General features: G+C 60.5%; 18 protein-coding genes. 13 read left to right on the plus strand and 5 right to left on the minus strand.

All coding sequences use genetic code 11. The features are described from left to right. Positions 1–2: 2 nt before the first annotated feature. The 9 genes from pilW (at position 3) to BW33_RS12700 (ending at position 9,934) form a co-directional block, all read left to right on the plus strand. Positions 3–761 (plus strand): type IV pilus biogenesis/stability protein PilW, encoded by a 759-nt coding sequence (gene pilW, locus BW33_RS12655; RefSeq protein WP_007964430.1) that lies wholly within the window; start codon positions 3–5, stop codon positions 759–761. Then, positions 761–1,798: a RodZ domain-containing protein gene (locus BW33_RS12660; protein ID WP_047599299.1), complete on the plus strand. Its 1,038-nt coding sequence runs from the start codon at positions 761–763 to the stop codon at positions 1,796–1,798. Before pilW ends, BW33_RS12660 begins: the two co-directional genes overlap by 1 nt. A gap of 3 nt (positions 1,799–1,801) precedes the next feature. Beyond that, positions 1,802–2,911, plus strand: a complete 1,110-nt coding sequence (ispG, locus tag BW33_RS12665; protein WP_025109215.1) for a flavodoxin-dependent (E)-4-hydroxy-3-methylbut-2-enyl-diphosphate synthase — start codon at positions 1,802–1,804, stop codon at positions 2,909–2,911. Positions 2,912–2,947: 36 nt separating this feature from the next. Then, a complete protein-coding gene (gene hisS, locus BW33_RS12670) occupies positions 2,948–4,237 on the plus strand; it encodes a histidine--tRNA ligase (RefSeq protein ID WP_007964435.1) in 1,290 nt (429 codons plus the stop codon). 41 nt (positions 4,238–4,278) lie between these two features. Beyond that, positions 4,279–4,920: a tetratricopeptide repeat protein gene (locus tag BW33_RS12675; protein WP_007964436.1), complete on the plus strand. Its 642-nt coding sequence runs from the start codon at positions 4,279–4,281 to the stop codon at positions 4,918–4,920. Further along, a complete protein-coding gene (gene bamB / locus BW33_RS12680; protein WP_027612133.1) occupies positions 4,913–6,064 on the plus strand; it encodes an outer membrane protein assembly factor BamB in 1,152 nt (383 codons plus the stop codon). The genes BW33_RS12675 and bamB overlap by 8 nt, the downstream gene beginning before the upstream one ends. A 232-nt stretch (positions 6,065–6,296) precedes the next feature. Beyond that, positions 6,297–7,769 carry a ribosome biogenesis GTPase Der gene (gene der / locus BW33_RS12690; RefSeq protein ID WP_027612132.1) on the plus strand — a complete coding sequence of 491 codons (1,473 nt, stop codon included), beginning with the start codon at positions 6,297–6,299 and terminating at the stop codon, positions 7,767–7,769. A gap of 237 nt (positions 7,770–8,006) precedes the next feature. Next, positions 8,007–9,155 carry a pyridoxal phosphate-dependent aminotransferase gene (locus BW33_RS12695; protein ID WP_047599301.1) on the plus strand — a complete coding sequence of 383 codons (1,149 nt, stop codon included), beginning with the start codon at positions 8,007–8,009 and terminating at the stop codon, positions 9,153–9,155. Next, positions 9,143–9,934, plus strand: a complete 792-nt coding sequence (locus BW33_RS12700) for an amidohydrolase (RefSeq protein ID WP_047599302.1) — start codon at positions 9,143–9,145, stop codon at positions 9,932–9,934. The genes BW33_RS12695 and BW33_RS12700 overlap by 13 nt, the downstream gene beginning before the upstream one ends. Positions 9,935–10,078: 144 nt before the next feature. Here the strand turns inward: BW33_RS12700 and leuA are convergent, their stop codons facing one another. The 4 genes from leuA to BW33_RS12720 form a co-directional block, all read right to left on the minus strand. Further along, complete coding sequence (gene leuA, locus BW33_RS12705; RefSeq protein ID WP_042608332.1) at positions 10,079–11,758, minus strand: 2-isopropylmalate synthase; 1,680 nt, start codon at positions 11,756–11,758, stop codon at positions 10,079–10,081. 463 nt (positions 11,759–12,221) lie between these two features. Next, positions 12,222–13,046 carry a peptidoglycan DD-metalloendopeptidase family protein gene (locus BW33_RS12710; RefSeq protein ID WP_047599304.1) on the minus strand — a complete coding sequence of 275 codons (825 nt, stop codon included), beginning with the start codon at positions 13,044–13,046 and terminating at the stop codon, positions 12,222–12,224. A gap of 3 nt (positions 13,047–13,049) precedes the next feature. Further along, positions 13,050–14,429 carry an exodeoxyribonuclease VII large subunit gene (gene xseA / locus BW33_RS12715; RefSeq protein WP_047599306.1) on the minus strand — a complete coding sequence of 460 codons (1,380 nt, stop codon included), beginning with the start codon at positions 14,427–14,429 and terminating at the stop codon, positions 13,050–13,052. A gap of 96 nt (positions 14,430–14,525) precedes the next feature. Next, complete coding sequence (locus BW33_RS12720; RefSeq protein WP_047599308.1) at positions 14,526–15,449, minus strand: LysR family transcriptional regulator; 924 nt, start codon at positions 15,447–15,449, stop codon at positions 14,526–14,528. Positions 15,450–15,549: 100 nt separating this feature from the next. Between BW33_RS12720 and BW33_RS12725 the strand changes: the two genes are divergently transcribed. The 4 genes from BW33_RS12725 (at position 15,550) to guaA (ending at position 20,410) form a co-directional block, all read left to right on the plus strand. Next, positions 15,550–16,323, plus strand: coding sequence for a sulfite exporter TauE/SafE family protein (locus BW33_RS12725; RefSeq protein WP_047599309.1), 774 nt, complete (start codon positions 15,550–15,552; stop codon positions 16,321–16,323). Positions 16,324–16,496: 173 nt separating this feature from the next. Further along, positions 16,497–17,045, plus strand: coding sequence for a hypothetical protein (locus BW33_RS12730; RefSeq protein WP_047599310.1), 549 nt, complete (start codon positions 16,497–16,499; stop codon positions 17,043–17,045). A 218-nt stretch (positions 17,046–17,263) separates the two neighbouring features. Then, positions 17,264–18,733 carry an IMP dehydrogenase gene (guaB, locus tag BW33_RS12735; RefSeq protein ID WP_027612123.1) on the plus strand — a complete coding sequence of 490 codons (1,470 nt, stop codon included), beginning with the start codon at positions 17,264–17,266 and terminating at the stop codon, positions 18,731–18,733. A gap of 99 nt (positions 18,734–18,832) precedes the next feature. Then, positions 18,833–20,410: a glutamine-hydrolyzing GMP synthase gene (gene guaA, locus BW33_RS12740; protein ID WP_047599311.1), complete on the plus strand. Its 1,578-nt coding sequence runs from the start codon at positions 18,833–18,835 to the stop codon at positions 20,408–20,410. Positions 20,411–20,492: 82 nt separating this feature from the next. Here guaA and BW33_RS12745 read toward each other — a convergent pair whose 3' ends face one another. Further along, positions 20,493–23,432 carry a membrane-targeted effector domain-containing toxin gene (locus tag BW33_RS12745; protein ID WP_047599312.1) on the minus strand — a complete coding sequence of 980 codons (2,940 nt, stop codon included), beginning with the start codon at positions 23,430–23,432 and terminating at the stop codon, positions 20,493–20,495. Between the last annotated feature and the right edge of the window lie 117 nt (positions 23,433–23,549).

Below are 23,549 nucleotides of genomic sequence, written 5' to 3' on the forward strand. Positions count from 1 at the left end.
CTATGTCCCTGCGCTTTGCGCTGCTGTTGCTGATGGCCAGCCTGTGTGCTGGTTGTGTCCTGTCGGGTGACTACAACCCGATGAAGACCAGCAAGGGCCGCGACGAAGCGCGTGCCGCCTACGTGCAGCTGGGACTGGGATACTTGCAGCAAGGGATGACCGAGCGCGCCAAGGTGCCGCTGAAGAAGGCGCTGGAACTGGACGGCTCAGATCCTGATGCCAACGCTGCCCTCGGGCTGGTGTTCCAGGCCGAAATGGAACCGAAACTGGCCGACGAGCATTTCCGCAAAGCCCTGTCCTCGCGTCCCACCGATGCACGAATCCTCAATAACTACGGCAGTTTTCTCTACGAAGAACAGCGTTACAAGGAAGCCTACGAGCGTTTCGAGCAGGCAGCCGCCGATACCCTGTATCCTGAGCGTTCTCGAGTCTTCGAGAACCTTGGCATGACCGCTTCAAAGCTCGGGCAGCGGGATCTGGCGCAGCAGCAACTGGAAAAAGCCCTGCGGCTGAACCGTCAACAACCGCGCGCTTTGCTGGAAATGGCTGAGTTGTCCTTCGAAGACAGGCATTATGTGCCCGCGCGCGACTATTACGACCGTTTCAGCCTGCTAACCGAGCAAAATGCACGTAGTCTATTGCTCGGCGTTCGGCTGGCAAAAGTGTTTGAAGATCGCGACAAGGCCGCCAGTTATGGCCTGCAATTAAAACGACTCTATCCCGGTACGCCGGAATATCAGCAATACCTGTCGGAGCAATGATGAAAGCGGCGCATCCCGAAGTTGTAGCAGCGACTCGCGTTAATCCCGGTGAGACTTTGCGCCAGGCCCGCGAAAGCAATGGCTGGTCGCTGGCCGAAGTGGCCCTAAAGCTCAACCTCACCGTGACTTCCCTGAGCAATCTTGAAGCTGGCGCTTTCGACAAGCTGCCGGGGCATACCTTCGCTCGCGGTTACATTCGCGCGTATGCCAAGTTGCTCGGCATGGATCAGACCGTTCTGGTCCAGCAATTCGATCAGTCCACCGGCACCGACTCACAGGGCAGCAACGTGCATGCGCTGGGTCGTATCGAGGAACCGGTGCGGGTTTCCCACACTATTTTGCGTATTGTCAGCCTGCTGTTGCTGATCGCGGTCATCGGCGGCGGTTTCGTCTGGTGGCAGGATCAGACCTCGCAGCGCAGCAAGGACGTGACCAGCCTGGCTCCGGAGCACGTCGAGGTCGAAGGCGCCGACGGCACCACGCAGATTCACCCGATCGACGAGCCGGAAGACCAGGCCGTTGCCGAAGGTCAGGCCGAGGGCGCAACTGCGCTGGCACTGCCACAAGCGGAAACCACCGCTGAATCGACCGGCGCCGAGCCGGTTGCTCCGGCAACCGCACCAGCCGCCCCGGCTGCAACCACGCCAGCCGCACCGGTACATACACCGGGCCCGGTTGTGGCCACTCCGGCGACGCCGGCACCGAATGCCCCGGCCACACCAGCGCCGACCGTCACCGCCCCAGTGGTCGCGGCCACCCCTGCGCCAACCGCAGAAGCAGCTGTTCCAGCGGCCGGCGATGGCCAGGTGCAACTGCAGTTCACCGCTGATTGCTGGGCACAGGTTACCGACGGTCGCGGCAAAGTGCTGTTCAGCGGTCTGAAACATAAAGGCGACAGCGTTTCGGTTTCCGGCAAGCCGCCACTGGCGGTGCGCCTGGGCGTGGCTCGCGCCGCACAGGTCAGCTACAACGGCCAACCGGTCGATATCGCTCCGTTCACCAGTGGCGAGACTGCTCGCCTGAAGTTGGGTCAATAAGTCATGCACGGCGAATCTCCAATCAAACGTCGCGTTTCGCGCAAGATCTGGGTCGGTAACGTACCTGTTGGCGGCGATGCGCCTATCGCTGTGCAGAGCATGACCAACAGCGACACCAATGATGTGGCGGCCACCGTCGCGCAGATCAATCGTCTGGAAGCCGCCGGCGTCGACATCGTCCGCGTTTCGGTACCGGACATGGACGCCGCCGAGGCGTTCGGCAAGATCAAGCAACTGGTCAAGGTGCCGCTGGTTGCCGACATCCACTTCGACTACAAGATCGCTCTTCGCGTCGCCGAACTGGGTGTGGATTGCCTGCGCATCAACCCGGGCAACATCGGTCGCGAAGACCGGGTGCGCGCCGTGGTCGATGCCGCCCGTGATCGCGGGATTCCGATCCGCATCGGCGTCAACGCCGGTTCGCTGGAAAAAGACCTGCAGAAGAAATACGGCGAACCGACCCCGGCTGCACTGGTCGAGTCCGCGCTGCGTCACGTCGAGCACCTCGAGCGCCTGAATTTCCAGGACTTCAAGGTCAGCGTGAAAGCCTCCGACGTGTTCATGGCCGTCGAAGCCTACCGTCTGCTGGCGAAAGAAATCGTCCAGCCGCTGCACCTGGGCATCACTGAAGCCGGTGGATTGCGTTCGGGCACAGTGAAATCCGCCGTGGGCCTAGGTATGCTGCTCGCCGAGGGGATTGGCGATACTATCCGCATCTCGCTGGCGGCCGATCCGGTCGAGGAAGTGAAGGTCGGTTACGACATTCTCAAGTCTTTGCATCTGCGTTCCCGTGGCATCAACTTCATCGCCTGCCCGAGCTGCTCGCGGCAGAACTTCGATGTGGTCAAGACCATGAACGAGCTGGAAGGGCGCCTTGAAGACCTGCTGGTGCCGCTGGATGTCGCGGTGATCGGTTGCGTGGTCAATGGCCCCGGCGAAGCCAAGGAAGCCCATATCGGCTTGACCGGCGGCACGCCAAACCTGATTTACATCGACGGCAAGCCGTCGCAGAAACTGACGAATGACAATCTGGTGGACGAGCTGGAAAAGCTGATCCGCGAGAAAGCGGCCGAGAAGGTCGAAGCTGACGCAGCGGTCATCGCGCGCGGCTGAGCCTGACTGAAAGCCGAACGAATTTAAGGATTTAAAGTGAGCAAGTCTCTGCAAGCCATTCGTGGCATGAACGACATCCTGCCCGAACAGACCCCGCTGTGGCGTTATTTCGAGGGCACTGTCGCGCGTCTGCTGGATAACTACGGTTACAAGCAGATCCGCATGCCGATCGTCGAATTCACCGAGCTGTTCAAGCGCTCGATCGGTGAAGTGACCGACATCGTCGAAAAAGAGATGTACACCTTCGAAGACCGCAACGGCGATTCCCTGACCCTGCGTCCGGAAGGCACCGCGGCGTGCGTGCGTGCGGTGCTCGAGCACGGCATCACCGGCGGTGGCCAGGTGCAGAAACTCTGGTACATCGGCCCGATGTTCCGTCACGAGCGTCCGCAAAAAGGCCGTTATCGCCAGTTCCACCAGATCGGTCTGGAGGTGTTCAACCTCGACGGTCCGGACATCGATGCCGAGCTGATCATCATGACCTGGCGCCTGTGGGGCGAGCTGGGCATCCGTGATGCGGTCAAGCTCGAACTCAACAGCCTGGGCACCAGCGAATCCCGTGGTCGCTATCGTGAAGCGCTGGTCGAGTACCTCTCGGCGCACCACGACAAGCTCGACGAAGACAGCCAGCGTCGCCTGAAAACCAACCCGCTGCGCGTGCTCGACACCAAAAATGCCGACACCCAGGCGGTATTGGTCGATGCGCCGAAAATGGCCGACTACCTGGATGACGAATCCCGTGCGCACTTCGAAGGTCTGAAGGCGCGTCTGGACGCGGTTGGCATCCCGTACGTGCTCAACCCGAAACTGGTGCGCGGCCTCGATTACTACAGCAAAACCGTATTCGAATGGGTCACCGACAAGCTCGGCGCCCAGGGTACTGTCTGCGCGGGCGGTCGTTACGACGGTCTGGTCGAGCAGATGGGCGGCAAGCCGACTACCGGCGTGGGTTTCGCCATGGGCATCGAGCGTCTGGTGTTGATGCTCGAAACCCTGGAGCAGATCCCGGAAGAAATCTCCCGACAGGTCGACGTCTACCTCTGCGCCTTTGGCGAGCAGGCCGAACTGGCCGGTCTGGCCCTGGCCGAGCGTGTACGTGACCAGCTTCCAAACCTGCGTCTGCAAGTCAATGCCGGCGCCGGCAGCTTCAAAAGCCAGTTCAAGAAAGCCGACAAGAGCGGTGCGTTGTACGCACTGATCCTGGGTGACGACGAAATGGCCCAGCAAGTGGTAGGTTTCAAACCCCTGCGTGGCCAGGGCGAACAACAAAGCATTGCCTGGGATGCGCTTGCCGCTCACCTGGCCACCTGCGTCGTGCAGGGTTGAAGCTGTCTAAACAGCCGATTTAGCGATTAAGGAGTATTGGGGTGTCGAGTACCGAAGACGAACAGTTGGCGGATTTGAAGGACTGGTGGACACGCAACGGCAAACCTCTGGTCACCGGCGGCCTGTTGGCGCTGGTCATCGTGTTCGGCTGGCAGGCTTTTCACAAGTATCAGAGCAACCAGTCGCAAGGCGCCTCGGTGCTCTATCAGCAACTGCTGGAAACCACGCTGACCCCGGACGGCAAGCCTGACGCTGCCCGCGTTGCGGATCTGGCCGGCAAACTCAACAGCGAATTCGGCGGCACCGCGTACGCGCAGTACGGCAGCCTGTTCGTGGCCAAGGTTGCGGTCGACAGCGGCAAGCTGGACGACGCTGCGACTGAACTCAAGGCTATCGTTGCCAAGCCGGCCAACCCGGCGCTGGGCGAAATCGCCCGTCAGCGTCTGGCGCAGGTGCTGGGTGCGCAGAACAAGGCCGATGAAGCCCTGAAGCTGCTTGACGGTGATGCCGACAAGGCGTTCCTGGCCACTCGCGAAGAACTCAAGGGTGATCTGCTGGTTCAGTTGGGTCGTACCGACGAGGCGAACACCGCGTATCAAAAAGCCAAGGCGGCACTGTCGGATGAAGCGGCAGTCGGCGGCCTTCAAATCAAGCTCGACGACCTGGCCAAAGGGGATGCGTGACGTGATCCGTTGGAAGCATGCAGCATTGCTGGCTCTGGCCATTCTGGCCGCGGGTTGCAGCAGCAACAGCAAAAAAGAACTGCCACCGGCCGAGCTGACCGACTTCAAAGAAGAAGTGGTCCTGCAAAAGCAGTGGAGCCGTTCGATCGGTGACGGTCAGGGCGAAACCTACAACATGCTGGTGCCGGCGATCGATGGTGACACCATCTACGCGGCAGATGTGACCGGCGTGCTGATGGCCATGGATCGCAGCAATGGCGACGTGAAGTGGAAAAAAGATCTTGAACTGCCTGTCTCCGGCGCCGTTGGCGTGGGTTACGGTCTGGTCACGATCGGTACCCTCAAGGGTGAAATCGTTGCGCTCGACGCCATCAACGGCGAAGAGAAGTGGCGCGCCCGGGTTTCCAGCGAAGTGCTCGCGCCGCCGGCCAACAACGGTGACGTTGTCGTGGTACAGACTCAGGACGATCGTCTGATCGGCCTGGATGCTGCCACCGGCGACCGTCGCTGGACCTACGACAGTACCCCTGCGGTCCTGACCCTGCGTGGCACCAGCGCCCCCGTCGTGACCAACCGCCTCGCGGTGGCTGGCCTGTCGACCGGTAAAGTGGTCGCCCTGGACATTTCCAACGGCGTGCCGGTCTGGGAACAACGGGTCGCGATTCCAACCGGTCGTTCGGAACTGGAGCGCGTGGTCGACATCGACGGCGGTCTGCTGCTGTCCGGCGAAACGCTGTACGTTGCCAGCTATCAGGGCCGCGTCGCGGCACTCGATCTGCAAAGCGGTCGTCAACTCTGGCAGCGCGATGCATCGAGCTATGCCGGTGTTGCCCAGGGTTTCGGCAACGTCTATGTGAGCCTGTCTTCGGGCACCGTTGAAGGCGTTGACGAGCGTTCGACCACTGCACTGTGGAGCAACGACTCGCTGGCTCGCCGCCAACTGTCGGCACCGGAAGTGTTCTCTAGCTACGTAGCCGTTGGTGACCTGGAAGGTTACCTGCACCTGTTGAGCCAGGTGGACGGTCGTTTTGTGGGTCGTGAGCGTATCGACAGTGACGGCCTGCGTGCCCGTCCGCTGGTGGTGGGCAACACGATCTATGTGTATGGCAACAGCGGCAAACTGGAAGCCCTGACCATCAAGTAACAACTATGCTTGGGTTGATCCCAAGCGGCTCACCGGTGGGTATGAATGTGGGAGCGAGCCTGCTCGCGAAGGACGTCAACGATAACGTTTACGGCCTGAACAAACGCGGTGTCATTGCGTTTTTCGCGAACAGGCTCGCTCTCACAGAAAGCGCCCACAGTGTTGCCCCGAGCACCAGCCGCTGCCTCGCAGCGGCTTTTGTATTTTCTGAAATAACGAAGTGGAGAGCCGCATGGTTCCCGTAATCGCCCTGGTGGGCCGACCGAACGTCGGCAAATCCACCTTGTTCAACCGCCTGACCAGGACGCGTGACGCCATCGTTGGCGACTTGTCCGGTCTGACCCGTGATCGCCAGTACGGTGAGGCCAAGTGGCAAGGGCGTTCCTACATTCTGATCGACACCGGCGGTATCTCCGGTGACGAACACGGTATGGACGAAAAAATGGCCGAGCAGTCGCTGCTGGCCATTGAAGAAGCGGATGTTGTGCTGTTCCTGGTAGATGCCAAGGCCGGTTTCACCGCCGCCGACCAGATGATCGCCGAACACTTGCGCAAGCGTAACAAGCGTTCCCACGTGGTTGCCAACAAGGTCGACAACATCGACCCGGAAATGGCCCGCGCCGAATTCGCTCCGCTGGGCATGGGCCACGCGATCCCGATCGCCGGTGCTCACGGCCGTGGTATCACTCAACTGCTGGAAGCGGCACTGAGCGATTTCCCGCGTGATGATGACGAACCGGCGGAAGGCGAAGAGGAAGAGATCGTTGCCGAAGGCGAGGAAGCCAAGCGCATTCCTGGCCCGAGCGAAAAAGACGGGATCAAGATCGCCATCATCGGCCGTCCGAACGTCGGCAAGTCGACTCTGGTCAACCGCATGCTCGGTGAAGACCGGGTAATCGTCTACGACCAGCCCGGCACCACCCGCGACAGTATCTACATCCCGTTCGAGCGTAACGACGAGAAGTACACGCTGATCGACACCGCCGGTGTGCGCAAGCGCGGCAAGATCCACGAAGAAGTCGAAAAATTCTCCGTGGTCAAAACCCTGCAGGCGATCAAAGACGCCAACGTGGTGATCTTCGTGATGGACGCCCGCGAAGGTGTGGTCGATCACGACCTCAACCTGTTGGGTTTTGCCCTCGAAGCCGGTCGTGCGCTGGTGATCGCGATCAATAAATGGGACGGCATGACCCCGAGCGAGCGCGACTTTGTGAAGGTCGAGCTGCAACGTCGTCTGTTCTTCGTCGACTTCGCCGATATTCACTTCATTTCGGCATTGCACGGTACTGGCGTGGGCAACCTCTACGCCTCGGTGCAGAACTCGTTCAAGTCCGCGGTTACCCGCTGGCCGACCAGCCGCCTGACGCAGATTCTCGAAGACGCGGTCAGCGAGCACCAGCCGCCGATGGTCAACAGCCGCCGGATCAAGCTGCGTTACGCTCACCTGGGTGGTGCGAACCCGCCGATCATCGTGATCCACGGTAACCAGATCGAGAAAGTGCCGAAGTCGTATGTGCGCTATCTGGAGAACACTTACCGCCGTGTGCTGAAGTTGGTCGGTACGCCGATTCGCATCGAGTTCAAGGGCGGCGAGAACCCGTACGAAGGCAACAAGAACACGCTGACCGACCGCCAGGTCAACAAGAAGCGTCGCTTGATGTCGCACAACAAGAAAGCCAGCAAGAAGCGCCGCGACAAGAAGTGATCCTGTGGTGAGGGGATTTATCCCCGACGGGTTGCGAAGCGACCCCAAATACCTGTCATAGGGTTTGCGACTGCTTCGCAGCCGATCGGGGATGAATCCCCTCGCCACAAGGTTGCTGCGCTATAAATGAAAGAAGGGTGCTCAGTTGGGCGCCCTTTTTTTATGGGCGTCGGATGGGCTATTCTCGGGCTCTCCCGCGCCGCCGTCAGAGCCGGGTGTAGAGCAGGGAACCCCTCGATGATCACCAGTAAGTTGCCGAATGTCGGCATCACTATTTTCACGCAGATGTCTCAGCTCGCGGCGCAGACCGGAGCGATCAACCTGTCCCAGGGTTTTCCTGATTTCGATGGCCCGCAGTCCCTGCGTGACGCGGTCGGCCGACATATCGCCAGCGGCCATAACCAGTATTCACCGATGACCGGCCTGCCGGCGCTGCGCGAGCAGATCGCGGCGAAGATCGCGCGCAGCTATGGCGTGAAAGTCGATGCCGACAACGAAGTGACCGTAACGCCGGGTGCGACCCAGGCGATCTTCTGTGCGATTCAGGCGGTTATCCACAGCGGCGACGAAGTCATCGTGTTCGACCCGTGCTACGACAGCTATGAGCCGGCGACGCAGTTGGCGGGTGGTCGCTGCGTGCATGTGCAACTGAACCCGAACGATTTCTCCATCGATTTCGACAAGCTCGCCGCGGCCCTCAGCCCGCGCACGAAAATGATCGTGATCAACACCCCGCACAACCCGAGCGGTGCACTGATCAGCCGTGCCGAGCTTGATCAACTGGCGGAGTTGATCCGTGGTCGTGACATCTACCTGATCAGCGACGAGGTGTACGAACACCTGGTGTTCGACGGCGTGCCGCATGTCAGCGTACTGGCCCACGAAGAACTGTATCAGCGAGCGTTTGTGGTCAGCTCGTTCGGCAAGACTTACCACGTCACGGGCTGGAAAACCGGCTACGTGGTTGCGCCACCGGCGCTGACCGCGGAGCTGCGCAAGGTGCACCAGTACGTCAGTTTCTGCGGCGTCACCCCGCTGCAATACGCCCTGGCCGATTACATGGCCGAACACCCGGAACACGTTGAAGAGCTGCCGGGTTTCTATCAGGCCAAGCGCGACCTGTTCTGCGATCTGCTGGCGCCGTCGCGCTTCACCTTCACCCGCGTCACCGGCACGTATTTCCAGCTGGTTGATTATTCGCAGATCCGCCCTGACTTGAACGACGTCGACATGGCGATCTGGATGACCCGCGAGCACGGCGTGGCGAGCATTCCGGTATCGGTGTTCTATCAGAATCCACCGCAAGGCCAGCGTCTGGTGCGCCTGTGCTTTGCCAAACGCGAGGAGACGCTGCGCGAGGCAGCGGCAAAACTATGCGTGATCTGAGTGCATTGCCCGATCTCAATCTGGCGCTGATCCAGACCAGCCTGGCCTGGCATGACCGTCAGGCCAACCTCGAGCACTTCGAGTTGCTGCTGGAGCAGGCCCGGGGCGCAGACCTGATCATCCTGCCGGAGATGTTCACCACCGGTTTTTCCATGGAATCGGAAACCCTTGCCGAAGCCGAGCATGGCCCGACCAGCAAGTGGATGAAGGCACAGGCCGCGAAACTGAATGCGGTGATCACCGGCAGCGTGATCATTCAGGCGGCGGACGGCAGCCATCGCAACCGCCTGCTGTGGGCGCGGCCGGACGGCGAAGTCTGGCATTACGACAAACGCCACCTGTTCCGTATGGCTGGGGAGCACAATCACTACACCCCCGGCGAGCGCCAGGTGCAGTTCGAACTCAAGGGCTGGCGGATTCGGCCACTGATTTGCTACGACCTGCGTTTCCCGGTGTGGAGTCGCGACGCGCAGGACACCGATCTGCTGCTGTACACCGCCAACTGGCCGGGTGCACGGCGTCTGCACTGGAACCGATTGTTGCCGGCGCGGGCGATTGAAAACCTGTGTTATGTGGCGGCGGTGAACCGGATCGGCACCGATGGCAAGGGCTTTGCCTATACCGGCGACAGTCAGGTGCTGGATTTCCAGGGCGAGACGTTGCTGGCGGCGGGGGAGGCGGACGGCGTGTTCAAGGTTGTGCTGGAAGCCGCACCACTGGCGGCGTATCGCGAGCGCTTTCCGGCGAATCTGGATGCGGATACCTTCGAGTTCACCTGAAAAGCAAAAGATCGCAGCCTTCGGCAGCACCTGCAGGATGGATACTATCCCGATGTAGGAGCTGCCGAAGGCTGCGATCTTTTGATCCTCAACAAAAAGGCCCCGGAGTTCACACTCCGGGGCCTTTTGCATTTCAGCGAAGGCTTAAGCCGCTTTCGCTTCCGGCTGGCTCAACGAGCGGTTCAGCGCACTGAACAGTGCCTTGAAGCTGGCAGTGGTGATGTTTTCATCGATACCTACGCCGTGCACCGCACGCTCACCGTTCACACGCAGCTCGATGTACGCGGCTGCCTTGGCGTTGGTGCCCGCGCCGATCGCGTGTTCGTTGTAGTCCATGATTTCCACCGGAATCGGCAGGCCGGCCACCAGTGCTTCCAGCGCGCCGTTGCCCTTGCCGCGCCAGTGCAGGTTGGTTTCACCCTGACCCTTGCTCGCCACTTCCACTTCGACGGCGCTGTTGCCGTTTTCTTCCTGCAGGCGATGGCTGACCAGCGCGTACGGGGTGTTGGCTTGCAGGTATTCGCTGATCAACAGCGAGTGGATCTGCTTGGCGGTCATTTCCAGGCCGAGGCGGTCGGTTTCACGCTGCACCACCTGGCTGAACTCGATCTGCATGCGACGCGGCAGGCTGATGCCGTATTCCTGCTCCAGCAAGTAGGCGATACCGCCCTTGCCCGACTGGCTGTTCACACGAATCACCGCCTCGTAGCTGCGGCCGATGTCGGCCGGGTCGATCGGCAGATACGGCACTTCCCACAGGGTGTCCGGTTTCTGCTGGGCGAAGCCCTTGCGGATCGCGTCCTGGTGCGAGCCGGAGAATGCGGTGTGCACCAGGTCGCCGACGTACGGGTGACGCGGGTGCACCTGGATCTGGTTGCACTCTTCGACGACTTTGCGCACGCCGTCGATGTCGGAGAAGTCCAGCTCAGGGTCAACGCCCTGGGTGTACATGTTCAACGCCACGGTGACGAGGTCGACGTTACCGGTACGCTCGCCGTTGCCGAACAGGCAGCCTTCAACGCGATCCGCGCCGGCCATCAGGCCCAGCTCGGTGGCGGCGACGCCGGTGCCACGGTCGTTGTGGGTGTGCAGGCTGATGATCACGCTGTCACGACGGTTGATGTTGCGGCCGAACCATTCGATCTGGTCGGCGTAGACGTTCGGGGTCGCGCATTCAACGGTGGCCGGCAGGTTGAGGATCATCTTGTGCTCAGGCGTCGGGTTCCAGACCTCGATCACCGCGTCACAGACTTCCTTGGCGAACTCCAGCTCGGTGGCGCTGAAGGTTTCCGGCGAGTATTCGAAGGTCCACTCGGTGTCCGGCTGCATCGCCGCGTATTTGACGAACAGCTTGGCGGCGTTGACCGCGATGGCCTTGATGCCGTCCTTGTCCTGGTTGAAGACGATGCGACGGAAAGACGGCGAAGTGGCGTTGTACAGGTGAACGATGGCTTTCTTCGCCCCGCGCAGGGATTCGAAGGTGCGCTCGATCAGGTCTTCACGGCCCTGAGTCAGCACCTGAATGGTGGTGTCGTCCGGGATGTGGCCTTCTTCGATCAGGGTGCGCACGAAGTCGAAGTCGGTCTGCGAAGCGGCCGGGAACGAGGCTTCGATTTCCTTCACGCCAACCTGCACGAGGGTTTTCCAGAAGCGCAGCTTCTTCGCCGCGTCCATTGGCTCGATCAGCGACTGGTTGCCGTCACGCAGGTCGGAGCTGCACCAGATCGGCGCGGCGTCGATGGTTTTCGACGGCCAGGTACGATCCGGCAGATTGATGACGGGGAAAGCGCGGTATTTCGAAGACGGGTCTTTGAGCATGCTCATCGGGAAAATCCTTATTGTCTGGGCCGAAAAGAGGCGGCCTGCCGGTGGAACGAATGTTCGGGGAACAGCTTGGGACGAGGCGCAGCGATTCAGCCCGGCAGTCGTGCGCTGACGAGGCACAAACTACGGTGCTGGCGAAGCTGAATAAGGGTATGAGAGGTTTTCATGCCTTCAACCCTAACCGCGAGGGGAGAGGATGGCAAGCAGTCGAAAAAAATTGAGAGGAATACTCGAAAAGCGCGGATTTGCGCGATTTTATTGTGCTTCAGGCAGCGGATCGTTTTTGTTTTTGCGCAGGGGGTGATTGGGGCGCAATTGAAACTGGTGGGGTGTCAGCGGTGTTTGCAGTATGGGTTGGGTCGCCTTCGCGAGCAGGCTCGCTCCCACATTGGATGTGTGTCGCTCAAAGATCCTTTGTGGGAGCGAGCCTGCTCGCGAAGGGGCCGTCTGCCTCAAACAACTATCAAGGCTGGAACGCACCAATGAAAATCGCCGGATCCACCCGCGCATCATTCAGGCTGATGTTCCAGTGCATGTGCGGCCCAGTCGCCCGGCCGGTCGAGCCGACCTTGCCAACCACCGCGCCCCGGGCCAGTTGATCGCCAACTTTCACGTCGATTTTCGACATGTGGCAGAACATGCTGATAAAGCCCTGTCCGTGATCGACAAACACCGTGTTGCCGTTGAAGAAGTAGTTGCCGGTGAGAATCACCTTGCCCGCCGCCGGGGTCTTGATCGGCGTGCCGGCCGGCACCGCAAAGTCGAGACCGGCATGGGGGTTGCGCTCTTCACCATTGAAGAAACGGCGCACACCGAACTTGCTCGACAGCGGTCCGTTGACCGGTTTGTCCAGCAGCAGGTTGCTCGGGGTATTCGGGCTGAAGCTGCGGTAAGCCTTGATCTGCTCGGCCAGTTCACCCTCGATGCGCTTGAGATTGGCCGGGTTCGGATTGACCTGTTGGGTGTTCTTCAGGGTGATGTGCTGTTCCGGGTATTTCTTGTTGCCGACCGTGAACGGCAGATTACGCCCGCCGCTGCTGATCTGCTGGCTGCCGGGTTTGACCGTCAGCGGCACGCCGACAATCGCCAGCCAGTTGTTCTGTTCTTTCACCACCAGCACCGGTTTGCCCTGATAGGTAGCCTTGGGCGCCTGCGCGGCGCTGCCCAGATCAATCACCGCCACGCCGCCCGGCACCGGTTTGTTCAACAGACGAGTGATGTAGCTGTCGGCGTGGGCGTTAAAGGTGGTCAGGCACAGCAACAATAACGGAGCAAAAAAACGCGGCATGGATCAGTCCAGTAAAGAGAGGGTGACAGGCGTAAGGTGATTGTCCTCGACGCGCACTTGCAGTTCGCCTTCGCCCAGTTTGGCCTTCAGGCGTTGGCCGGTGTGGGTCTGCGCGGCGTTGCGAATGGCGTGCCCGCGCTCATCCAGCAGAATGCTGTAGCCCCGGCCGAGGGTTGCCAGCGGACTGACCACATGCAGCGTCTGCATCTGACTGTGCAATTGCAGGCGACGGCTTTTCAGGCCTTCACGCATGGCTCGCGGCAGGCGTTCGGCGAGGCTGTCGAGGCGCTGGCGCAGCATCGCCAATTGGCGTCCCGGATGTTGCCCGGCGAGGCGGGTTTCCAGACGGATCAGGCGTTCGCGGCGGGTATTGAGCTGGCGCTCGAAAGCCCGGCGCATGCGCATGTCGAGGTCATCCAGGCGTTGCGCTTGCTGACGCAGGCGTTCGCCGGGATGACGCAGACGCCGGGCCATGCCTTCCAGGCGCAGACGATCGCGCATCAGCCGGTCGCGCATGCGCATCACCAGACGCCGGTGCAGACTTTCGACCTGACGGATCAGGTGACTCGAATCCGGGGCCAGCAGTTCGGCGGCAGCGGAGGGCGTTGGTGCGCGCACGTCAGCCACGAAGTCACTGATCGACACGTCGGTCTCATGCCCGACGGCGCTGACAATCGGCGTCACGCAGGCATCGATCGCGCGGGCCACGGCTTCTTCGTTGAAGCACCAGAGGTCTTCCAGCGAGCCGCCGCCACGGGCGAGGATCAGCGCGTCGAAACCACGGGCGTCAGCCATTTTCAGCGCGCGGACGATTTGCGCGGTGGCTTCACGGCCCTGCACGGCGGTCGGGATCAGCGTCAGTTGCACCTGCGGCGCCCGGCGGCGGAACACGCTGATGATGTCGCGAATCACCGCGCCGGTCGGCGAACTGATGATGCCGATGCGCTGCGGATGCGCGGGCAGCGGGACTTTGCGTTCGGCACTGAACAGACCTTCGACGCTGAGCTTTTCCTTCAGCGCATCGAAGGCCAGACGCAGCGCGCCGTCACCGGCCGGCTCCACGGTGTCGAGAATCAGCTGATAGTCGCCACGCCCTTCGAACAGCGAGACCTTGCCGCGCACCTTCACGGCCAGACCGTCCTTCAACGCCTGACGCACCCGCGCCGCGTTATTGCGGAACAGCGCGCAACGCACCTGCGCACCGCTGTCCTTGAGGGTGAAATACACGTGACCGGACGCCGGGCGGGCGAGGTTGGAGATTTCGCCTTCGACCCAGATGTTGCTGAACACGTCTTCGAGCAACACCCGCGCGCGGCCGTTGAGCTGGCTGACGGTTAGGACTTCACGGTCCAGGCCAAGTCTTGCAAAGGGATCTTTAATCATGGGGCGCAGTTTAAAGCTAATTTCCGACGCAATACACGAATCCCTGTAGGAGCTGCCGAAGGCTGCGATCTTTTGATCTTTTTTTGGAGAGCAAGATCAAAAGATCGCAGCCTCGTTGCACTCGTCAGCTCCTACAGGGGGATTTGTGAAGGTCTGGATGAAGTGTTGAACCAGTGACGTGGGGTGCTGGCGATAGGCGAGGGCGACGGTGCTTTGGCAATCGGGATTGCTCAGCGGCAGAAATCGTACGCCGACTGGAGCAATGTCCTGCATCGATTCGGGCAGCAGGGCGATGCCGAATCCCGCCTGGATCAACTGCAACTGCGTAGTCTTGCGTGACATCACCCGCGCCGCTTTCGGGAAAAAGCCCTGACGCATGCACAGATCGGCGCACAGATAGCTGAGCCCGCCACGCTGGGGATGCGGGATCGAGATGAACGCTTCGTCCCTCAGTTGCGCCAGTTCGACAGCGGATGAGTCGGCTAATCGATGATCGTTCGGCACCGCCAGCAGCAGGCGCTCGGTGAACAGCGGCACAACCTGAATGCCTTCGCGCTGACGCAACACCGGCAGGCGCAACAGGCCAATGTCCAGATGTCCTTCGGCCAACTCCTCAAGCTGCGCTTCTGAGGACAACTTGCCGATGTCCAGCGACACGCCGTGCTGCTGATCGAGATAAGTGCTGATCCGACGTAATAAATACCCGCTGATCGACACGGTGCTGGAATGACTCAGGCGCAAAGTACCCAATTGTCCGTTACCGACTTCGGTCGCCATCGCGCTGGCTTTGTTCAGTTCATTGAGCAGGTTTCTCGCCCGCGGCAAAAACGCCTCACCGGCCGCCGTGAGTCGGGGCTGGCGTGCAGTGCGTTCGAACAGTGAGGTTTGCAGGCGCGCTTCCATGTCCTTGATCTGCCGGCTCAGCGCCGACTGCGCGATGAACAGGCGCTCAGCGGCGGCGCTGAAACTGCCGCATTCGGCGATTTCCACGAAGTAGCGCAGTTGACGGGTTGAAAGCACCAGGTATGCCTTTTCGAGATGAGTGAGCGACTTTGATCATATTAGTCGCAAGGCTTGGCGCTGGCTAAAGTCATCACAGGCTTATAAAGGAAGCGGACCGATGAGCGTGGCGGGGTTGTTGAGCGAGTGGACGTGGAGCGCGGGCGGCTGGGTGGTGATCGGCTTGGGAATCGCATTGGCCTATATCGTGTTCGGGGTTGCCGGATTCGGCACGGCGTTGGTCGCGGGGCCGATTCTGATTCTGTTCATGCCGTTGTCAAAAATCGTGCCGCTGCTGGTGCTGCTGGATTTCGTCGCGGCGTTCGGCAATCTGCTGCCCTCGCGCCGGGACGTGGCCAAGCCCGAGTTGTTGCGGTTGCTGCCGTGCATGGCGGTGGGGTGCACGTTGGGGGTGATTTTCCTGCTCAACCTCAAATCCGATCTGTTGTTGCTGTTGATGGGGTTGTTCATCAGCGCCTACGCGGTTTACAGCCTGTGGGTGAAAACCCGGCCGACTCAGCTGTCCGCCGCATGGGCGCTGCCGATGGGCACGGTGGGCGGGCTGTTTGGCGCGCTGTTTGGCAGTGGTGGTTTTTTATATGCGATCTATCTCAACAGCCGTTTGCCCAAGGACGCGGCGCGGGCCACGCAAAGTGCGCTGATCAGTTGCAGCACGGTGGTGCGTTTGAGTCTGTTCGCCATCGCCGGGGTGTATGCCGAGCTACCCTTGTTGATGCTGGCGCTGTGTCTGTTGCCGGCCATGGCGCTGGGCTTGTGGATCGGGCGGCGGTTGACCCTGCGTTTGTCGCGCGAGGCGTTTGTACGATTGGTGACCTGGCTGGTGCTGGCGAGCGGGATTGCGTTGATCGGGCGCTACATTATTAGTATGGCGTGAGCACTTGACCGGATTTCGTCAGGGATTAAGCTGCCGGCCGCAATTCCTTTGTAGGAGTGAGCCTGCTCGCGATAGCGGTGTATCAGTTGATCTTGATGTGTCTGACCCACCGCTATCGCGAGCAGGCTCACTCCTACAGGGGTAAATCTCGGTATTTGCAGCAGGCTTGCACCATGAATTCGCAAAGCATCATCGTCCCGAAAATCTCCACCCTGCCGGTCCACGAACCCCGGGCGCGGGCGATCGTACGCTGGCTGGTGCGCAAGAACATCATCGAAGAACAGCTGACCACCTGCGGCCGCACCGGCAACCGCATGGCCCACGCCATTGCCGACGGCGCGCGTGCGGTGGTGCTGCACCCCGAGGCATTGCCTTTCGGTGAACCGATCAATGGCCTGGAGATCATCGTCAAGCGCTGCATCTACACCCCGGCCAAAGGCTTTCTCGAAGAAGCCGGGTGCGCCGAATGCCGCCGCGAAGTCGGCGAAGCGCTGTTCGACAGCCTGGAAGACTGGATGCCCGGGCGCACCGACAACTTCACCTGCCCGGAATGTGGGCATGAAGACGATATCAACGGCTTTCTGTACTTGCAGGAATGTGCGTTTTCCAACCTGGGGTTCATCTTCAACAATTGGCTGGAAGCCGGGTTCAAGCAGAGCTTTATCGATGAGTTCGCCGACTGGCTCGACCAGCCTGTCAGCTGGGTAAAAGTCGAACTCTGACCCTGAATTTGTCCCTGTAGGAGCTGCCGAAGGCTGCGATCTTTTGCTTTTGTTTTCGAGAATCCAGAGCAAAAGATCGCAGCCTTCGGCAGCTCCTACAAAAAGCAGGGTTTTCCGTATATCAGTAACATTGATATCAGGTTGAGTTTTACATTGAACAGCAGGGGGTGTCTGACTATAATGGCGCGCTTCCATTTTCCCGCTCGGGAGCCCCCGCGATGCTGCGTATCAGCCAAGAAGCTCTGACATTCGACGACATTCTCCTAGTGCCTGGTTATTCCGAGGTGCTTCCTAACGAAGTCAGTCTCAAGACCCGCCTTACCCGTGGCATCGAGCTGAATATTCCTCTGGTTTCTGCCGCCATGGACACCGTCACTGAAGCCCGTCTGGCAATTGCCATGGCTCAGGAAGGTGGTATCGGTATCATCCACAAGAACATGACCATCGAGCAGCAAGCTGCCGAAGTGCGTAAGGTCAAGAAGTTCGAAGCCGGCGTCGTCAAGGATCCGATCACCATCGAGGCTGATGCCACGGTGCGTGACCTGTTCGAACTGACCCGCATGCACAACATTTCCGGCGTTCCGGTGCTGCACGATGGCGACCTGGTCGGCATCGTCACTTCCCGTGACGTACGCTTCGAAACCCGTCTGGAAGCCACCGTACGTGAAGTGATGACGCCTAAAGAGCGTCTGGTCACCGTACGCGAAGGTGCCGACAAGAACGAAGTCCGCGAGCTGCTGCACAAGCACCGCCTGGAAAAGGTCCTGATCGTCGACGACAAGTTTGCCCTCAAAGGCATGATGACCGTCAAAGACATCGAAAAAGCCAAAGCCTACCCGCTGGCCAGCAAGGACGATCAAGGTCGTCTGCGCGTGGGCGCTGCTGTCGGTACCGGTAAAGACACCGGTGACCGCGTTGCCGCGCTGGTCAATGCCGGTGTGGACGTGGTGGTGGTCGACACCGCACACGGTCACTCCAAAGGCGTGATCGACCGCGTTCGCTGGGTCAAAGAGAATTTCCCTGAAGTGCAGGTGATCGGCGGCAACATCGCCACCGGCGCAGCCGCCAAGGCCCTGGCCGAAGCTGGCGCCGATGCGGTCAAGGTCGGTATCGGCCCTGGCTCGATCTGCACCACCCGTATCGTCGCCGGTGTCGGCGTGCCGCAAATCAGTGCCATCGCCAACGTCGCCGCTGCGCTTGAAGGCACTGGCGTACCGTTGATCGCCGACGGCGGCATCCGTTTCTCCGGTGACCTGTCCAAGGCCATCGTGGCCGGTGCGTCCTGCGTGATGATGGGCTCGATGTTCGCCGGTACTGAAGAAGCCCCGGGCGAGATCGAACTGTTCCAGGGCCGTTCGTACAAGGCTTATCGCGGCATGGGTTCGCTGGGCGCCATGTCCCAGGCGCAAGGTTCTTCCGACCGTTACTTCCAGGACTCCTCGGCAGGCGCCGAGAAGCTCGTTCCTGAAGGGATCGAAGGCCGTGTGCCGTACAAAGGCACCCTGACTGCGATCATTCACCAGTTGATGGGTGGTCTGCGTTCCTCGATGGGTTACACCGGCAGCGCCAACATCGAAGAAATGCGCACCAAGCCTGAGTTCGTGCGGATCACCGGTGCCGGTATGGCCGAATCCCACGTTCACGACGTGCAGATCACCAAAGAAGCGCCAAACTACCGCGTAGGTTGATGCTTCAAGCAAATCGTTAAGCAACCGGGGCTGTTTTATTCAGCCCCGAGTTGTTTCTGAATCACGACTGTTTCTGAATTACTTAGACGAGACTGAATCATGGCCCTCGACATTCACGCTCACCGCATCCTGATCCTCGACTTCGGTTCGCAATACACCCAACTGATTGCCCGCCGCGTGCGCGAGATCGGTGTGTACTGCGAGTTGCACCCGTTCGACATGGACGAAGAGGCGATCCGCGAATTCGCACCTAAAGGCGTCATCCTCGCCGGCGGCCCCGAGTCCGTGCACGAAGCCAACAGCCCGCGCTGCCCACAGGCAGTCTTCGATCTGGGCGTACCGGTCTTCGGTATCTGCTACGGCATGCAGACCATGGCCGAGCAACTGGGCGGCAAGGTTGAAGGTTCCGAACTGCGTGAGTTCGGTTATGCCCGCGTTGACGTGGTCGGCAAGAGCCGCCTGCTGGACGGCATTGAAGACCACATCGACGCCGACGGCCTGTTCGGTCTCGACGTGTGGATGAGCCACGGTGACAAAGTTACCAAGATGCCGGAAGACTTCCACATCCTGGCCAGCACCCCGAGCTGCCCGATCGCCGGCATGTTCAACGACGAACGCGCTTACTACGGCGTGCAGTTCCACCCGGAAGTGACCCACACCAAGCAGGGCGGTCGCATCCTCTCGCGCTTCGTGCTCGACATTTGCGGCTGTGAAGCTCTGTGGACTCCGTCGAAGATCGCTGAAGACGCCATCGCCAACATCCGCGCACAGGTCGGCACCGACAACGTGCTGCTGGGTCTGTCCGGCGGCGTTGACTCCTCGGTGGTTGCGGCGCTGCTGCACAAGGCCATCGGCGACCAGTTGACCTGCGTCTTCGTCGACAACGGCCTGCTGCGTCTGCACGAAGGCGAGCAAGTGATGGCCATGTTCGCCGAGAACATGGGCGTCAAGGTGATCCGCGCCAATGCTGAAGAGCAGTTTTTGGGCAACCTGGCCGGCGAAGCCGATCCAGAGAAGAAGCGCAAGATTATCGGTCGTACCTTCATCGACGTGTTCGATGCCGAATCCTGCAAGCTGGACAACATCAAGTACCTGGCGCAAGGCACCATCTACCCGGACGTGATCGAGTCGGCTGGCGCGAAAAGCGGCAAGGCGCACGTGATCAAGTCGCACCACAACGTGGGCGGCCTGCCGGAAGAGATGAACCTGAAACTGGTCGAGCCACTGCGCGAACTGTTCAAGGACGAAGTCCGTCGTCTGGGTCTGGAACTGGGCCTGCCGTACGACATGGTCTACCGTCACCCGTTCCCGGGCCCGGGTCTGGGCGTGCGCATCCTCGGTGAAGTGAAGAAGGAATACGCCGACCTGCTGCGTCGTGCCGACCACATCTTCATCGAAGAACTGCGCAAAGCCGACTGGTACCACAAGGTCAGCCAGGCATTCGTGGTATTCCAGCCAGTGAAATCGGTTGGCGTGGTCGGCGATGGCCGTCGTTACGCCTGGGTCGTGGCCCTGCGCGCCGTGGAAACCATCGACTTCATGACCGCACGTTGGGCACACCTGCCTTACGAACTGCTGGAAACCGTCTCCGGCCGCATCATCAATGAAATCGAAGGCATTTCGCGCGTCACTTACGACGTGTCGAGCAAGCCGCCGGCGACGATTGAGTGGGAATAATGCCGAGCAAGCCGTAAAGGCTTGATCGCTGTAACAGAAAAGCCGTGTGAAATCCGTTTCACACGGCTTTTCGGTTTTTGCATTACAGCGGTTTTGACCAGCCACCCAGTTGCATGCCCATGTCATCCAGTGCTTGCAGCAGCGCTTTCATGCTCGGGTAGCGTTTGCCGCTGACCGAGGGCCAGCCGGGGCGTTCAATGTAGAAGCGCCTGCCGTCGGTTTCGATGATGGTCCGCACCAGCTCTCCCGTGCGACTGCGATGCACGATGAACGTCAGGTTGGGTTGCTGCTTGAGGGAATACATGCCGTAGCGAGGCAGCAGGGTTTCGAATTCCGTCATGGTGTGCGCGGTCCAGGGAGTTTCGATTTGCAGGCGCAAGTCGCCTCTGACCAGCGCGGAACGATCATGCGCCGTACCGCCCAAGGGCAGGATTTTCCCGGGATCGACTTCAATGCCCCGTGAAATCCCTTCGGCGACATCCTCGACGCGAATGCCGATCGCCTCTTCCAGTTCGCTGACGCCGGCAACCCCATCAAAAGTGTTGGAGTGAGAGTTGCCCATCAGCGCCACCCATTTGTGTGCGCCGCGTGCGGACTGGTCAGCGCGGATCATCAGACGGGCGAAGTAATTCATCATTTTCTGCCGCGCGGTGTCGTTGCCAGAAGGCAGGTCCATGCCGTTGAGCCGGTAACTCGCCATGCAATCGATGGCCTGGACATGGATCCCCTGCTTTCTGGCTTCCTTGATCAGTTCCAGAAACGTGTAGCGCTCCAGCGGATCGGTCAGGTTGCCGACATCCAGCGCCTTGAGATACGCCTCGAGTTTTTGCGGCATGTTGCCGGTGCGGAAGAACTCATCCAGCGCGACTTGATGGAAGTCGCTCAGCAGGTGCTCCATGTACAGGCTCTTCACCTGTTTGCTGGCGAGCAATTGCATGTTTTCGATCAACCATTGCTTGCTGCCGATGGCTGTGTGGCTTTCGCCGATTACCAGGCCCCGGGCATGTTCGAGGATTTTCTCGATGATTTCCTCGGCGGTTGCGTCTGCCGCCAGCGCGGGTACCGGAGGACGATCGGGCAGGCGCAAGGTGCTGTAAAAATCCAGCGCGTCGCGATACAGGCGTTTGCGGATGACCTTGAAATCGCGGTAGGCATCGAACTCGTTCAAACTGTCGTAGAAGTCACGCAGGGCTTCGTCATTCAGTCCCGCTGCGCCTTCCTCCAGATGCGCCTTGAGCGGTGCGGGTACGTCGTATTGCGAGGCGGGCAGGGCGGCCACCGGGCTGCGGCTGCTTGATCCGGCCAGACCCGAAGACTTGCCGCCGCCGCTGAGTCCTGCGCGGGACATGGTTTCCCATTCACCCTCAGGGTTCAGGCGTACCGGGATCGAGCGAGTAAAACCGTGGGGATGCTCGGGATCGATGACCGCCCAGTGTCCGCTGCCGTTGATGTCGGCTTCGTAGCGAACGTAATAGGCGGTGTCATCGATCAAGATGGCGGTCGAAGGGTTTGAATCGAGCAGATAAATGCCCTGGAATTTTCCGGGTTCGCTCACCGGCGTAATGCCGTCGAGCAACTCATTGGCTTGCCAGCTCGGCGGAATGACCGGTCGCGGGGTGTCTTCAATCAGTGTTGTGGCAATCGGCTGAGGCCCACCCATCGACGTCCCGCCTTTATCGGTGAGGTCGGTCATTTCCGCCGCTTCGGCGGCATCCACCTCGGGGCCGACCTCGGCCAGCGTTCCCGGGCCCTTGAGTACCAGCAGATTGAACAGCATGTCGATGCCGCTGAGCACCGCACCGACAATCCCGGCCTTGCGCTCGGCGGCGGTTTTGCCATTGACCGCCTGATCGATGTTCAGCCCCATGTTGGCAATGCTGGCGCCGATCACCGGCAATGCGATTGGCCAGCCGACCACGGCCATTGGCCCAAACACCTTGACCCCAGCGCTGAGGTAGCCGATCCACAGCTTCTTGCGCAGGTCACCGTTGGAGGTCAGGGACAGGCTGGCCTCGGCAAACATCGCCGCGCGGGTCGAGTCACTCAGCCAGGTGAAGGCGTCGCCACTGACCGCGCGGTTGTTCTGATTGATCAGCGAATGATCGTAGCGGCCCCACGTGGCCACCAGGCGATTCATCAGGTCACCAAGATTGGCGCTGATCTGCTGCCGGTCGGCCAGCGAGAAATGCGCAAGGAATGTCTCGCGCGCGGCGGGTGTGTTCATCCGCTGCAGGATCCAGAAGTGCAGGTCGGTGTTGCTTTCCAGTACCTGGAAGGTATCGCTGTCGCCGGGCAGGTAGAGGATCTGCCGACCCTGGGGCGCGACGAAGCGCAGGACGCTGGTAGCGGCGTAACCGGTCAGATCCAGTGTGCGCACACTGTTCGGGCAAGGGTGTCGGGCCTGCAGCATTGGCAGGCTGACCGGCCACGTCAGCGGGCCGACCACCGCTTGCGTGACGAACTGGAAATCCTCGCCACTCAGCTGACGTTTGTTCCGCGCCTGCAGCGCTTTGATCAGGAAATTGCACTTGGCCAAGGTACGAAAGTCGCTGCCGCTGGTGTTCCAGAATGCGTTCAGTTGAGCGTCGTACAGCGCGCTGAAGTTGATGCTCCAGAAGTCCTTGAGCACGTCGTTACCGTGCAGGCGCACTTCATTGCGCTCATCGAAGGTGCGGGCATCGGGACCGGCAGTATAGAAACCGCCATAGACGTCGAGCAGGTCGGCGTTGTCTTGATCGGCCGCGCGGAAGCGGTGAATCACCAACTGGGTCAGGGTCATGCTTGAAGTGGGCGTGGCGTGCACATGCTCCCAGCCGGTGAAGGCTTTCGGACTGCTTTGCGAGGCGTTGAAGCGGTGGAAATACACTTGATCCGGATCCAGGCCGTGGACCTGGTATTTGTTCAGCAGGTCGCTGGCGACCTGTCGAGCGGCGTCCTGCAGGCTCGGGCAGGTCTGGATGACGGTGGCGGCAATCGCCTTGAGCGCGGCCTTGTCGGCGGCGTTGGGCATCGGGTTGGTCATGTGATCGGGCTCTCTGTCCTTGAGAAACGGGTGGCACAGGATGGCCCGGCTGTTCGATGCATGTGCACTACATAGTTATGTCACCTGAGCAGTTGAAATCGTGTACGCGCGAGGCGC

The organism is Pseudomonas sp. RIT288, assembly GCF_000631985.1.
Lineage (GTDB): Bacteria > Pseudomonadota > Gammaproteobacteria > Pseudomonadales > Pseudomonadaceae > Aquipseudomonas.

Excerpts from the sequence above, each read along its gene's own strand:
- pilW (WP_007964430.1), top strand. The coding sequence starts at position 3 with ATGTCCCTGCGCTTTGCGCTGCTGTTGCTGATGGCCAGCCTGTGTGCT.
- BW33_RS12660 (WP_047599299.1), top strand. The coding sequence starts at position 761 with ATGAAAGCGGCGCATCCCGAAGTTGTAGCAGCGACTCGCGTTAATCCC.
- ispG (WP_025109215.1), top strand. The coding sequence starts at position 1,802 with ATGCACGGCGAATCTCCAATCAAACGTCGCGTTTCGCGCAAGATCTGG.
- bamB (WP_027612133.1), top strand. The coding sequence starts at position 4,913 with ATGCGTGACGTGATCCGTTGGAAGCATGCAGCATTGCTGGCTCTGGCC.
- der (WP_027612132.1), top strand. The coding sequence starts at position 6,297 with ATGGTTCCCGTAATCGCCCTGGTGGGCCGACCGAACGTCGGCAAATCC.
- BW33_RS12695 (WP_047599301.1), top strand. The coding sequence starts at position 8,007 with ATGATCACCAGTAAGTTGCCGAATGTCGGCATCACTATTTTCACGCAG.
- BW33_RS12700 (WP_047599302.1), top strand. The coding sequence starts at position 9,143 with ATGCGTGATCTGAGTGCATTGCCCGATCTCAATCTGGCGCTGATCCAG.
- leuA (WP_042608332.1), bottom strand. The coding sequence starts at position 11,758 with ATGAGCATGCTCAAAGACCCGTCTTCGAAATACCGCGCTTTCCCCGTC.
- BW33_RS12710 (WP_047599304.1), bottom strand. The coding sequence starts at position 13,046 with ATGCCGCGTTTTTTTGCTCCGTTATTGTTGCTGTGCCTGACCACCTTT.
- xseA (WP_047599306.1), bottom strand. The coding sequence starts at position 14,429 with ATGATTAAAGATCCCTTTGCAAGACTTGGCCTGGACCGTGAAGTCCTA.
- BW33_RS12725 (WP_047599309.1), top strand. The coding sequence starts at position 15,550 with ATGAGCGTGGCGGGGTTGTTGAGCGAGTGGACGTGGAGCGCGGGCGGC.
- BW33_RS12730 (WP_047599310.1), top strand. The coding sequence starts at position 16,497 with ATGAATTCGCAAAGCATCATCGTCCCGAAAATCTCCACCCTGCCGGTC.
- guaB (WP_027612123.1), top strand. The coding sequence starts at position 17,264 with ATGCTGCGTATCAGCCAAGAAGCTCTGACATTCGACGACATTCTCCTA.
- guaA (WP_047599311.1), top strand. The coding sequence starts at position 18,833 with ATGGCCCTCGACATTCACGCTCACCGCATCCTGATCCTCGACTTCGGT.
- BW33_RS12745 (WP_047599312.1), bottom strand. The coding sequence starts at position 23,432 with ATGACCAACCCGATGCCCAACGCCGCCGACAAGGCCGCGCTCAAGGCG.